General features: G+C 67.8%; 12 protein-coding genes. 7 read left to right on the top strand and 5 right to left on the bottom strand.

Features of this window, described 5'->3' with window-relative positions; all coding sequences use genetic code 11:
* Positions 1-57 precede the first annotated feature (57 nt).
* Positions 58-390: a hypothetical protein gene (locus tag CFB82_RS27850; RefSeq protein WP_069251226.1), complete on the top strand. Its 333-nt coding sequence runs from the start codon at positions 58-60 to the stop codon at positions 388-390.
* Between the two features lie 122 nt (positions 391-512).
* Here CFB82_RS27850 and mmsB read toward each other — a convergent pair whose 3' ends face one another.
* From mmsB to CFB82_RS27835, 3 genes are all read right to left on the bottom strand, one after another.
* A complete protein-coding gene (gene mmsB, locus CFB82_RS27845) occupies positions 513-1,403 on the bottom strand; it encodes a 3-hydroxyisobutyrate dehydrogenase (protein ID WP_089486119.1) in 891 nt (296 codons plus the stop codon).
* A gap of 16 nt (positions 1,404-1,419) precedes the next feature.
* Positions 1,420-2,946 (bottom strand): CoA-acylating methylmalonate-semialdehyde dehydrogenase, encoded by a 1,527-nt coding sequence (locus CFB82_RS27840; protein ID WP_089486118.1) that lies wholly within the window; start codon positions 2,944-2,946, stop codon positions 1,420-1,422.
* A gap of 112 nt (positions 2,947-3,058) precedes the next feature.
* A complete protein-coding gene (locus tag CFB82_RS27835; RefSeq protein WP_089486117.1) occupies positions 3,059-4,378 on the bottom strand; it encodes an MFS transporter in 1,320 nt (439 codons plus the stop codon).
* 155 nt (positions 4,379-4,533) lie between these two features.
* On the opposite strand from CFB82_RS27835, the gene CFB82_RS27830 reads away from it, so the two are divergent.
* Complete coding sequence (locus CFB82_RS27830; protein ID WP_089486116.1) at positions 4,534-5,493, top strand: LysR family transcriptional regulator; 960 nt, start codon at positions 4,534-4,536, stop codon at positions 5,491-5,493.
* Positions 5,494-5,572: 79 nt separating this feature from the next.
* Complete coding sequence (locus CFB82_RS27825; protein ID WP_089486115.1) at positions 5,573-6,070, top strand: SRPBCC family protein; 498 nt, start codon at positions 5,573-5,575, stop codon at positions 6,068-6,070.
* A gap of 64 nt (positions 6,071-6,134) precedes the next feature.
* Here the strand turns inward: CFB82_RS27825 and CFB82_RS27820 are convergent, their stop codons facing one another.
* Positions 6,135-6,857 (bottom strand): haloacid dehalogenase type II, encoded by a 723-nt coding sequence (locus CFB82_RS27820; protein WP_089486114.1) that lies wholly within the window; start codon positions 6,855-6,857, stop codon positions 6,135-6,137.
* A gap of 379 nt (positions 6,858-7,236) precedes the next feature.
* Between CFB82_RS27820 and CFB82_RS27815 the strand changes: the two genes are divergently transcribed.
* Genes CFB82_RS27815 through CFB82_RS27800 form a run of 4 tightly spaced genes read left to right on the top strand, consistent with a single transcriptional unit; the run spans position 7,237 to position 12,283 of the window.
* On the top strand, positions 7,237-7,662 hold the full coding sequence (locus CFB82_RS27815; RefSeq protein ID WP_089486113.1) for a hypothetical protein: 426 nt from the start codon (positions 7,237-7,239) through the stop codon (positions 7,660-7,662).
* Between the two features lie 58 nt (positions 7,663-7,720).
* On the top strand, positions 7,721-9,355 hold the full coding sequence (locus CFB82_RS27810) for an LVIVD repeat-containing protein (protein WP_089486112.1): 1,635 nt from the start codon (positions 7,721-7,723) through the stop codon (positions 9,353-9,355).
* A complete protein-coding gene (locus tag CFB82_RS27805; RefSeq protein ID WP_256990493.1) occupies positions 9,355-10,770 on the top strand; it encodes a DUF6765 family protein in 1,416 nt (471 codons plus the stop codon). Before CFB82_RS27810 ends, CFB82_RS27805 begins: the two co-directional genes overlap by 1 nt.
* A 1-nt stretch (position 10,771) precedes the next feature.
* A complete protein-coding gene (locus tag CFB82_RS27800) occupies positions 10,772-12,283 on the top strand; it encodes a hypothetical protein (protein ID WP_256990492.1) in 1,512 nt (503 codons plus the stop codon).
* Here the strand turns inward: CFB82_RS27800 and CFB82_RS27795 are convergent.
* Entirely contained in the window at positions 12,246-13,181 is a 936-nt protein-coding gene (locus CFB82_RS27795; protein ID WP_089486111.1) for an AraC family transcriptional regulator, read from the bottom strand. The two genes, CFB82_RS27800 and CFB82_RS27795, sit on opposite strands and share 38 nt — an antisense overlap.
* Positions 13,182-13,331: the final 150 nt, after the last annotated feature.

Here is a 13,331-nt window from a genome sequence, read left to right as displayed (position 1 = left end):
AGGCATACTGTCGCCTATGTTGCTCAATGCGCGTCGAACGGCGCGCGCTTGCCCCCCATGCCTACTCCAGTTTCCTTTCGAACCTTGCGATGGTTGACCGTCGCGGCTGCTGCATGCTTGCTCGCCGCGTGTTCGACCGCTTCCGACGTGACCGCGACGTCGAACCCGAACGTCTATACCGTGACGACGCGCACGGTCGGTGTGTCGACGACGTGGGCCGATGCCCATACGAAGGCCGTCGACGAAGCCACCAACTACTGCACGCAGCGCGGCATGCGCGCGAGCATGAAGCAGGAATCGCTGACCGGCGGCAGCCGTGTCGGCGCGCGCTCCGAACTCGCGTTCGAGTGCCATCCGACCTTCGAGACGGCGTCGAACCCGCGCGGTTGAGCGGCCGGCGGCGCTGACGCGCCGTCTCTGCCGCACGTTTTCCTTCCCCCGCATGCAAAACGACCCGCGATGCCGTTCAGGCACATCGCGGGTCGGCGCACGTCCGGTGCGGGCTGCGGCGGTTACGCCGGCTGCGCCTCGTACAGCTTCACGCACGCGGAGAAGTCGAGCGTGCCGAGCCCCTGCTGGGTCATCGACTGATAGAGCTGCTGCGCGAGCGCGCCCATCCACACCGGCTGGTGGGCGCTGCGCGCCGCTTCGGTCGCGAGCCCGAGATCCTTCAGCATCAGGTTCGCCGCGAACCCGCCCGCGTAGCCGCGCGCGGCCGGCGCGGTGTCGCTCACGCCCGGATACGGGTTGTACGCGTCCGAGCTCCAGCAGCGGCCGGTCGACGTATTGATGATGCCGGCCAGCACGGCCGGATCGATCCCGAGCGCCGCGCCGAGCGCCATCGCTTCCGATACGCCCATCATCGAGATCCCGAGCAGCAGGTTGTTGCAGATCTTCGCGATCTGCCCGGTGCCCGTGCCGCCGCACTGCACGACGTTTTTCCCCATGTCGAGCAGCACGGGGCGGATGCGCTCGAACAGCGCGGCGTCCGCGCCGACCATGAAGGTCAGCGTACCGGCCTGCGCCCCGCCCGTGCCACCCGACACGGGCGCGTCGGCGAGCGGGAAGCCGCGCTGCGCGGCGGCCTCGGCCACCGCGCGCACGGTGCCCGGATCGATCGTGCTGCAGTCGATCAGCGCAGCGCCGGCGCGCGCGCCGGCCAGCACGCCGTCGTCGCCGAGATACACCGCGCGCACGTGCTGCGCGGCCGGCAGCATCGTGATCACGATGGCGCCGCGCGCGGCCGCTTCACGCGGCGAGCCGGCGGCCGTCGCGCCGGCGCGCACCGCGACGTCGACCGCGTGCGCGTCGAGGTCGAACACCGTCAGCGCGTGGCCGGCTTTCAGCAGGTTGGCGGCCATCGGGCCGCCCATGTTGCCGAGTCCGATGAATGCGATTTCCATGTGCGGGCTCCCGGGGTCAGCGCAGCGCGATCGTCGTGTTCACGCCGCCGGCCGTCGCGTCGTCGTCGAACCAGCGCGCGGTGACCGTCTTCGTCTGCGTGTAGAACTGCACGACCTGCTTGCCGTACGGGCCGAGATCGCCGAGCTTCGAGCCGCGCGAGCCCGTGAAGCTGAAGTAGGGCACCGGCACCGGGATCGGGATGTTGATGCCGACCTGGCCGATGTCGATCTCGCTCTGGAACTTGCGTGCGGCCGCGCCGCTCTGCGTGAACAGGCCCACGCCGTTGCCCATCGGGTTGCGGTTGACGAGCGCGATCGCTTCATCGAGCGTGTCGGCTTCGAGCACGACCACCACCGGCCCGAAGATTTCTTCCGTGTAGATCGACATGCCGGTCGTCACGCCCGAGAAGATCGTCGGGCCGACGAAGTTGCCCTGCTCGTAGCCGGGCACCTTCACGTTGCGGCCGTCGAGTTCGAGCTTCGCGCCGGCCTTCACGCCTTCGTCGATCAGCGACAGGATGCGTTCCTTCGCAGCCTTCGACACGACCGGCCCGACGTCCGTGCCGGCCTCCGCGCCCGCATTGACCTTCAGCGCCTTCGCCTTTTCGACGAGATCGGGCAGCCAGTCGCGCGCGTTGCCGACCAGCACGACGACCGATGTCGCCATGCAGCGCTGGCCGGCCGCGCCGAAGCCCGCGCCGACGAGCGCGTTGATCGACTGTTCGCGGTGCGCATCGGGCAGCACGACCGCGTGGTTCTTCGCGCCCATCATCGACTGCACGCGCTTGCCGTGCTGGCTGCCGAGGTTGTACACGTGCGTGCCGACGCGCGTCGAGCCGACGAACGAGATCGCCTTGATGTCCGGGTGCGTGCAGAGACGGTCGACCACCGTCTTGCCGCCGTGCACGACGTTCAGCACGCCCTGCGGCACGCCGGCCTCGATCGCGAGTTCGACGAGCTGCATCGTCGACAGCGGGTCCTGCTCCGACGGCTTCAGCACGAACGTGTTGCCGCACACGATCGCCATCGGGAACATCCACAGCGGGATCATGCCGGGGAAGTTGAACGGCGTGATGCCCGCGCACACGCCGATCGGCTGGCGCAGCGTGTAGGTATCGACGCCGCCCGCGACGTTCTCCGCGAATTCGCCTTGCTGCAGCGTGCCGATCGAGCACGCGTGCTCGACCACTTCGAGGCCGCGGAAGATGTCGCCCTGCGCGTCGGGCAACGTCTTGCCTTGCTCGGCCGTCAGCGTGTGCGCGATCCGTTCGAGATTGCGGCGCACGAGATCCTGGAATTTCAGCATGATGCGCAGCCGCGCGCCGATCGGCGTCGTCTTCCAGGTCTGGAACGCGCGCTGCGCGGACGCGATCGCGGCGTCGACCTCGTCGAGCGTCGCAAAGGGCACGCGGCCGATTACTTCCTGCGTCGCCGGGTTGACGATGTCGCCCCATTCGGCGCTTTGCGATTCGACGAATGCGCCGTCGATCAGCAGCTTGGCGGTGGGCAGGGCGAGGGTGGTCTGGGGAACTGCGGCGTTCATGGATGTCTCCGTAAAGCGGTGTGACGATGAAAAGGGTGTCTGCGTCCGCCGCGCGTGCATGCGCGGCGGGCAGCAGGCTGAACTGAAATCGATCGAATGCCGGCCGGCGTGCTCACGCGCGTGCCGGTCGCATCAACGCGGTACAGATGAGCGCGAACACGCCGAAGCCGACGAGGTACGCGATCACGTAATGCGGCTGGCCGCCGCCGGCCTTGAGCAGCGACGTCGCGATCATCGGCGCGAAGCCGCCGCCGATCACGCCGGCGAGCTGCACCGACAGCGAGATGCCGCTGTAGCGGATTTCCGCGGGGAACTGCTGCGCGAACAGCAGCGATTCCGGCGCATAGAGGATCGGGAACACGACGCCGAGGCCGAGCACGATCGCCCACCACGCGTACGACGTCTGCTGCGTGCCGAGCATCATGAAGAACGGCGCGGCGAACGCGCACATCAGCACGAGGCCGATCGCGAACATCCGGCGCTGGCCGATGCGGTCGCTCAGGTGGCCGCACAGCGGCATCGTGACGAGCGACAGCGCCGCGCCGGCCGTGATCGCGTGCAGCATCTCGGCCTTCGGCAGATGCAGCTGCTGCGTCGCGTAGGCGAGCGCGAACGTGACGACCATGTAGAACCAGGTGTTCTCGGCGGCACGCGCGCCGACGATCGTCAGCACCTCGCGCGGATGGCGGCGCAGCGCGGCCGTCACCGGCGACTTCTCGGCCTTGCCCTGGCGCTGCATCTTCTCGAAGTCGGGCGACTCGGGCACCTTCGCGCGGATGAACCAGCCGAGGCCGACGAGCGCGATGCTCGCGAGGAACGGCACGCGCCAGCCCCACGACAGCATGTCGGCTTCCGGCAGCGCGGCCACCGCGGCCATCGCGACCGACGACAGGATCAGGCCGAGCCCGACGCCCGTCTGCGGCAGGCTGCCGAACAGCCCCTTGCGGCCCTTCGGCGCGTGCTCGACGGCCATCAGCACCGCGCCGCCCCATTCGCCGCCGACGGCCATCCCCTGCAGGAAGCGCATCGCGATCAGCAGCGCGGCGGCCCAGTAGCCGATGCTGTCGTACGACGGGATCAGCCCGATGATCATGCTCGGCACGCCCATCAGCAGCAGCGTGATCATCAGCATCGACTTGCGGCCGATGCGGTCGCCGAAGTGGCCGAACACGATGCCGCCCATCGGCCGGCCGATGAAGCCGACCGCGAACGTGCCGAACGCGGCGAGCGTGCCGACGACCGGGTCCAGCGACGGGAAAAAGATGCGGTTGAAGACGAGGGCGGCGGCCGTGCCGTACAGGAAGAAGTCGTACCACTCGATCGTGGTGCCGGCCATGCTGGCCCAGCCGGCCAGCAGGTAGTGCTTCGCGGTGCGCTCGGGCGCCGGCGCCGCGATGGTCGCATGCTCATCGAGGGTGGATCGGGTCTGCATGGTGTCTCCGTGGTGGTGCCGCGGCTCGTGGTCCGCAGGTCACGGTCGAGTATAGTTATGCGCAGATTCATCATGTACCGATAAAGAAACCGGTTGGATGTGCATTTATGCATATCGACGGCCGGCCCGGAGACTCCAGCCCCTTTTTCCCGTCGATGCGAACTGCCACCGAGCCGGTTTCCGGCAACCTGAACTGGGACGACCTGCGCTTTTTCCTCGAAGTCGCGCGCACGCAGCGCGCGAGCGGCGCCGCGAAGCGGCTGGGCGTCGACTACACGACTGTCGCGCGGCGCATTCGCGCGCTCGAGGCCGCGATGGGCACGCTGCTATTCGACAAGTCGCGTTCCGGCGGCTTTACGCTGACGGCCGAAGGGCAGCGGCTCGTCGCGTATGCGGACGCGATGGAGACGACCGTGCAGTCCGCGTGCGACCAGGTCGCGAATACGGGCGAGGCGCTGTCGGGCCATGTGCGGATCGGGTCGACGGAAGGGTTCGGCTGCTTTTTTCTCGCGCCGCAGCTCGCGCAGTTTCGCGCCGAGCATCCGCACGTGACGGTCGACCTGCTGCCGGTGCCGCATTTCGTCAACCTGCCCAAGCGCGAGGCGGACCTGGCGATCACGCTCGAGCGGCCCGAGCGCGGGCCTTACGTGGTCACCAAGCTGTGCGACTACCAGCTGCGGCTCTATGCGACGCGCGACTATCTCGCGAACCATGATCCGATCACGTGCACGGACGATCTCGCGCAGCACGCGTTCATCAGCTACGTCGACGATCTCGCGTTCAGCAACGAGCTGCTGTACCTGGACCGCGCGGTGCCGGGCGCGACGGCCGGGCTGCGCACGACGAGCGTGATCGCGCAGTATTTCGCGGCGCTGCAGGGCGGTGGGCTGGCGATCCTGCCGTGCTTCATGGCGGCCACGCAGCCGGCGCTGGTGCCGGTGTTGCCGGACGACGTGGTCGTCACGCGGTGCTTCTGGCTGACGTGCCGCGAGGATCTGCGCAAGCTGCGGCGTGTGACCGCGCTGTGGGATTACCTGCGCGCGGCGGCGGACGCGAATCGCGCGCTGCTGTCGGGGGAGTCGGGGAGGCTGAGATTCGTCGGCGAGCCGGAATAGCGGCGCGAGCGTGGCGGTTGCAAGGGCGGCGGCGCCGTTGTGCCATCATGGCCGCACCGACAGCCGCCAGGAGACGGTCGTGGAAATTCACTCGCAGTGGACGTTCGATTGCCGGCCCGAGCATGTCTGGCCGCATTTTCTCCATGCCCGGATGGACGACACGCGGCCGTTGCTGTTCCGCCTCGGCGTGCCGAAGCCGGTCAGTTGCCGCGTGCTCGAAGGCATGCCGGCGGTCGGCAACACGCGGCAGTGCACGACCGATCGCGGCACGATCGACCAGCGGATTCTCGTGCTCGACGAGAATCGCCGGCTGCGTTACCGGATGGTGGCGTCGACGGTGTGGTGCCGCGACTGGGTCGACCTGCTCGAGGATGAATTCACGCTGACACCCATCGAAGGCGGCAGGACCCGCGTCGAGCGGCGCACCGTGTTCAGTGCACGCGGCCTTTTCAAGCCGGTTCGGCAGATCGGGTTGTGGCTCGCGTTGCAGCAGGCGCACCGGTATGCGGCCCGCAACTGGCGGCGCCTCGCGATGGCGGCGCAGGGGCGGGCGGCCGAGATGGCGCCGGCGCGCTAGGCCTTGGGCGCGGGCGCTCGACGAGCCGCCGGCCACTCCGCGATCGCGCACCGGGACCCGGTTTTCAACCCGGGCACTCGAGCCGATCCGCGAGCTCGTTCAGATCCCTGACGTCGAAGTCCCACGCATCGTCGGCTTTCAGGTCGGTCGTCTGGCCGGGCCCGTGTTCGGTCGGCCGCAGCACGAAGGCGGTCGACAGCCCCTGCCGGCGCGCGGCCGCAAGATCGCCGTTGTGCGCGGCGACCAGGCACAGCTCGGCCGGCTCGACGCCGAGAATCTCGACCGTATCGCTATAGACCTGCGGCGACGGCTTGTACGCGCGGACGACCTCAGCACCGAGAATCGCATCCCACGGCAGCCCCGCGCGTTTCGCGACGTCGACCATCAGCCGGATGTTGCCGTTCGACAGCGGCGCGATGATGTAGCGTCGCTTCAGCCGTTGCAGCGCCGCGACGGCGTCGGGCCACGGGTCGAGGCTGTGCCACGCGAGGTTGAGCGCGTCGATGTCGGCGTCGGGCACGTCGTCGATCCCGTAGCGGTCGAGCGTGCGGACCAGGTTCTCGCGGTGCAGGACGTCGAGGCGCACGTAGCGGCGGCGTCCGCTGCGGATTTCTTCCATCGACGGCGAATACTCGGCCCGCCATGCATCGGCGAATTCGAGCGGGTCGAGCGCGGGTGCGTAGCGGTCGAGGAACGCGGCGGCGCCGCGTGCGACGCCGCTTCTCCAGTCGACGATCGTTCCGAAGACATCGAAAACGAGCGCCTTGATTTCGGCAGGGTTCGTCATGGTGATCCAGTGAGGGTCGATCGATGAGGTGGCGAATCGCCGTGCCGCCCGACTGCGCGACGCCGGTTCGTTCGACATTGAATCACGGATACGAAAAGGCGGTTGGGACGGTCGCCATGTCGAACGGCCCGGCCGCGTCGCGCGTGAACTGTCCCTTGGGCATCGGCGCCCCGCGAGATTCGCGGGTGACGCATCCGGAATTCTTCGCGCAGCCCTGTCTGGCCAGCCCCGCCTCGGGTTACTCCGGACGCAATTTTCCGACAACCCGCAATAAGCAGATATCGCCGCATCGGGGCGCTCACTACCATTCGTCGAACGGCTGAGCGCCGCGCGGATGGCCGGCCTGCGGGCACGAAGCGTCGGCGCGGCGTGAGAGCCGATGAAACGGAGCGCCGCCATGGAGGAGAGGAATCTGCGACCGCGGCGTCGGCTCGTCGCGTTGATCGCGACCGTGTCGGCGCTGGTGTTCGCCTACGGTGTGGCACGACATCTGTCGCACGCGTCGACACGCCCCCCGGATCAACAGGTCTTTTCCGTCGACGTCGATCGGGACAAGGCACCCTGGGAGCGATCCGTGATCGCGATTCGCGAAGGCGCGCCGGCGCATATCCGCGTGCATGCGCGAGAGGCGGGTGTGCTGATGGCGCATGAAATCCCGGGGGCGCTCGCCGCATGCACGTCCGGAACCGATCAGTCGATGGACCTTCTCCCGGTCGGGATCACCGGGCGCTTTTCGCTGCACTTTCACAGCCGGACCGGCGAGCAGATCGAAGTGGCCGTCATCGAGATATATCCGGACAACTAATGATAAGGACGGATCGGAACGAAATTCGAAACGAAGTTCGAAACAGGAGGAGGCAAAGATGCACGCACTGAATCGCCTGGCGATCGCGCTATCGCTCGGCACACTCATGCTCGCCGGCTGCGGCGGGGACGACACCGTCACGACGAGCGCGACGCCCGCCGTATCGGTGGCCGACTACGTCGTGCCGCGCGTGCCCGGCTGCAGCCCCGGCGATACGCCCGAGACGGCGCTGCAAGGGCAGGTGCCCGCCGCGCTGCGCCAGTCGGGATTCGGCGGCTTCAACTGCAACCTGAAGCGCGTCAGCCAGGTGCAGGGCGAGGGCGCGTCGTGGTCGGCGGCGACCTACACCGACCGGCAGGGCAAGACCTGCTTCTACCATGCGACGATGGGCGCCACACCGGCCTTCAACAACCCCGATGCACCGCCGCGCGTGAACCCGGGCGTGCCGGTGATCGACATCACCGACCCGGCCAAGCCGGTGCGGGTGAGTTCGCTGACGTCCACGGCGATGATCGACCCGTGGGAATCGCTGCGCGTGAACGTCGCGCGCGGGATTCTCGCCGCCGATAACGGGCTCGGCGGCGGCGCCGGCCCCGAAGTCGATCTGTACGACGTGGCGACCGACTGCACGCGCCCGCAACTGCTCGCGAGCGTACCGATTGGCACGGGCGCCGACGGCGGCATTCTCCCGAGTGTCAAGCCGATGGGCCATGAAGGCGGTTTTTCGCCGGACGGCTTCACGTATTACATCGGCGGTGCCTATTCGAAGTCCTACTACGCGGTCGACGTGACGATCCCGACGCGGCCGAAGCTGATCTCGGCGATCACGATGGCCGACCTGGGCTTCGGGGCGGTTCCGCACGGGCTGTCGGTGAGCCAGGACGGCAACCGCGCATACTTCATCGGCCTCGGCAACACGGGCGCGGCGGCCGGGGCGGGCGCACCGCCGCTGGACAACGCGAACTCGAACGGCGACAACGGGTTCTTCGTCATCGACACCAGCGAAGTGCAGAGCCGTCGTCCCAATGCGCAGATGCACCGGATCGCAACGGTGCCGGTGCGCGACGGCAGTGCGGGCCAGCATACGATTCCGTTCATGGTGGGCGGCAAGCCCTATCTGGTTGAAGTGGATGAAGGCGGCTCGGGCGGGATCCAGGATCCGGGCGCGGCGGGCGTGAAGGCCGCGTGCAATGCCGGGATGACGCCGTTCCCGCTGGGCCACATCTACGACATGTCGAATGAAGCCGCGCCCAAGCTCGTGTCCGAGCTGCGGCTCGAAACCCACGCAGTACAGAACTGCAGCAAGGTGATGCCCGACATTCTCGGCCTTTCCACCTTCACGTACGGGTCGCACTACTGCAGCGTCGACAACCGGGAGAACGCCACGGCGCTCGCGTGCAGCTACTTCAATTCCGGTGTGCGCGTGTTCGACATTCGCGATCCGGCGAAGCCCAAGGAAATTGCGTACTACAACCCGCCTTCGGCAAAGTCGCCCGGCGCCGGTTCCGCGCACCTGATGTTCGGCCAGTACCGCCCGGGCGGCCCGGACTGGTGTGCGTCGCGACTCGATTTCGATTTCGACCGCCATCTGTTGACCACGGCGTGCCAGGACAACGGCCTGCTGGTGCTGTCGTTCGAAAACGGCGCGTGGCCGTTCCCCGAAAGCACGAAAGCGACGGAGATCGGCAATTGATGCACCGCAGACAGGTGGCGCGCGGGCAGTCGCGCGAGGGGGGCGTAACCGGCAGGGCCGGCGCGCGAGGTCGCGCCCGGCGCCATCCGGGCGTTGCCGCGCTGGCCTTGCTGGCGGCGCTCGCGATGCCGCTGACGTGCTCGGGGTTCGAAGCGGACGTGCACTTCGGCCTCACGTTCTGGCTCGCGAGGCAGGCGGGGTTCGCGACTGGCGAGGCCGACGCGATTGCGCTCGCCGACCAGCGGCTGGATGCCGGCTCGATCGAATACATGACGTCGGCGCTGCAGTTCGCCTGCCTGTCGCGCTTCGCGCCCGATGCGCGGGATACCCAGGCGGCGCACTATCCGAGCGAGACGCGGGTGCCGGCTGCCGCGGCAGCCCGGGTCGTGGTGCCGGATGGCCCGGCCTCACGCTCACGGGTCGATGCCGCGCTGCGGCGTGCAGAGGGGCGCAACGCGGGATTCATGCTGGGTGAGTTCGGCCGGGCGCTGCATGCGCTGCAGGATGCGTGGGCGCACCAGGGCACGCCGTCCGTACCCGACTGGCGCCGCTATGGAGTCGAATGCGACGCCGGTCTGGCGATGGCCGCGCCGGTCGAGCGCGGCGGCCCGGCCGGCCACGCCGCCGAGATGACCTGGCGTTGGCCCGTCGATACGGAGGCAATGGCGAAGTCGACGTATCTCCAGATGATTCGTTATCCGAAGATCGGTGGCGCGTCGAGAAATGCGCTGCCGTGGGAGCAGGTCCGGCCGATGCTCGCCGGTTTCATCGACGCGCGAACCAAGCACGCGAAAGCGGGCTGGTTCGTCGCGAACGGCGTGAAGGACACATCGTTCCTCGACGGCACGAGCCTGCCTGACGGCGCCGCGTGGCAGGCGGTCCGCTGGCACGGCCGGCGCGACGTGCCGAAGCCGGCCTCGCCGCGCGCGCAACCCGGCGTCGACAAGGGGCTCGCCGATTTCTACGCGCGCTTCTTCAGCGACTGGGTCACGACGTCGCCGGTGGACAGGCGCTGGCTGCCCGCACTGGCTGCCGGCCGCACCGGCAAGCCCGACGGCGCGCTGGTCGAGCAATTGACCGGCTGGCGCTTGCGGGATCACGGTGCCTATCTCGCCATCGGAACCCCGTCGCAGCCGACGGCAAGCGCGAGCGCGATCTTGCGCGATCGCGCGTCGTTCGCGGTCTTCAAGTCGTTGAACGATGCGGTATTGCCGCTCATCGTGGAGGGCGACAAGCCGTCGCCGATCCTGCCGTTCCTGGTGTTTCCACTGCCCGATTCGGCAGACGGCAACAAGCGCGCCGTCGCGTTGATCAAGCTGCTCGATGCGCCGTACGACACGATCGGCGTGGTATCGGAGCAGGGAAGCGGGGCCGTCTGGAAGGTCACGGGACTGATTGCGTCATCCGATTACTGACATGCACGACGACTTCGAATCCGGTGCGACCCACCCGGCCAGCGTCCATGTACCGCGCCGTAACGCGCGGCGGGTCGCGGGGGCTGCGGCGCTCGTCGCCTGTGCGCCGACCTGTGCCGATGCGCATGCGTGGAATATTCCCTACTACCTGCCGGTGCCGTTGTGGCTCTATGCGTACGCGGCGACCGGCACGCTCGTGGTGTCCTTCATGATCCTGGCGTTCGCGTCGGGCTCGAGCGCGCGTGTTCCGAGCACGCGCGCGCCGGCGATCCGATGGCGGCGGGCATGGCGGATACCGGCCGTGGCGCTCGCCGCGGGGCAGGCCGCCAGCCTGGGCTTCGTCGTCCTGCTGATCGTGTCGGGCCGCTTCGGCACCCAGAACCCGTTCGTCAACCTCGGCATGTCGGGATTCTGGCTCTGGTTCTACCTGGGGTCGATCTATGTCAGCGCGGTGTTCGGCGATCTCTATGCGTTCACGAACCCGTTCGCGTCGATGCTGCGGATCGCGGCGCGCTGCGTCCCGGCAATCGACAGGGGCCGGTATCGCTATCCCCGGGGCCTCGCATCGTATCCCGCGCTGTTCGCGTATGTCGCCCTGATCGCGCTGGAGCTGTTCGGCGCGGCAAGGCCGCGAGATGCCAGCCTGTTTCTTGCCGGCTATGCACTCTACGCACTGGGCGGTTCATTCTGTTTCGGCCGCGACGTGTGGCTCAGGCATTTCGATGCGTTCGGCATCCTGTGCGGATTGTGCGCACGACTGTCGCCATTCGAATGGCGTCGCGGGGCGGCGCGAGAAATCGACGTCAGGCTGAGGAATCCGGTCGCCGCGATGGCGTCGGAGCCGCCGTTCGACACCAGCATCGTGATCTTTCTGTCGTTCATGCTGTCGTCGACGGCCTACGACGGCCTGCGCGATACGGCCGTGTGGAACACCTTCTTCTGGCGAGGCATCTATCCGCTGACCGTCGCGGTGTTTCCGGCGCTGAAAAACAACTACGCGATAGCGGGAGACCTCGTGCTCGCCGGGCAGTGGGCCACTTTTGCAGCAGTCGGGCTGGCCTACCATGGACTGTTCCGGGGCTTCTGCGCACTCGGCGCGGCGGGATCGCGTTCGGAGCTGGACGGCGGCGCGTTTGCGCGGCAGTTCTGCCTGTTGCTGTTGCCGATCGCGCTGTTCTACAACGTGTGCCACTACTTCACGCTGTTCATCGACCAGGGGCGGCAGATCGTTTCACTGCTGTCCGATCCGCTCGGCATCGGCTGGAACCTGCTGTCGATCGAACCGGCGCAGGTCGCACCCACCGCGCTGCTGATCAACGTCGGCACCATCTGGCATGCGCAGGTCCTGCTGATTCTCGCCGGGCATGTGCTGAGCGTGGTCGTCACGCACGCGATCGCCGTCCGTCATCGCGTGCTGGCCGGCACCGTGGTGTTCAACCAGTTGCCGTTGCTGGTGCTGACGATCGCGCTGACGATCAGCGGCCTGTGGATCCTGTCACTGCCGCTCGCGTGACGTTCGCGGCACGCGGCTTGAGCCCGGACGGCGAGAACCCCCACCGTTTGCGGAACGTTGCGGAGAAGTGGCTGGTGGTCGAAAAGCCGCACGCGAGCGCGGCCTCGGTCACATCGCATCGACCGCGTTCGATCAGGTCGCGGGCGGCTTGCAGCCGGGTTTCGACGATGTACTGATGCGGCGTCATCCCGTTGGCTTTCTTGAAGTTCCGGATGAACGAATACAGGTCGCCGGGATAGTCGACCGCTTCGGCGAGCGTCACCAGCGTCAGCGGATCGCGGAAATTGTCACGGATATACTCGACGGCCCGTCGCATGCCCTGTGCATGCGTGTACTCGCGGGCCTTGCGCGTCGACTCGAGATACGACATGCGGCCGAGCGCGGCCGCGCCCAGGGTTTCGACGTAGGTCGGCCCCGACGGCATCCCCGCGACCGCATCTTCATGGATGCTCCGGATGATCTGCACGAGCAGATCGTCGCTCACGTCGAAGCGGGGCATGGCCGGCACGGTCGGCGTGCTGGCCAGCAGGCCGGAGCGCGACAGCCAGGCCACGTCGAAGTGGACGGCGAGCCACTCGATGTCGTTCGACCACCGGCTGGAACAGGCAAAGCCGGGCGGTACGTAAGTCAACGGCGTGCGCATCGTGTGCGCGGCCCAGCCGTTGCCGTCGGTGCGCATTTCGAGGCCTGTCGGCGCGCGCAAGTGCAGCGTGAAGACCGGCTCGGTCGTCTCGAGATCGATCAGCTCCGACGCATCCGCGATGTAGTGATCGATCGCGACGACACCGCGCGACGGCGTCGCAAGCTGCCGTTTCCAGCTCGCGGGCGGGTGCCAGTTCGACCGGCACCCGTCGGGATGTTTCGCACACACATAGCTCAATGCTGGCCGGTTCTGCATGCCGTTTCCCTTCATGTAGCCTGGACCCGGGCGAAGCGCGCGCTCGCCGCGATGATCCGCCTTGGAGAATCAGCACACTGTAGGGCGTCATGCTTACTCGATGCTTACCTGTCCCGAGCGATGACGAAAAGAGAAGCCCCGCGTACGGCG

Source organism: Burkholderia sp. HI2714, from assembly GCF_002223085.1.
Taxonomy (GTDB): domain Bacteria; phylum Pseudomonadota; class Gammaproteobacteria; order Burkholderiales; family Burkholderiaceae; genus Burkholderia; species Burkholderia lata_D.
Note: the sequence above shows the minus strand (reverse complement) of the source record. Positions and strands in the feature narration are given on the sequence as shown.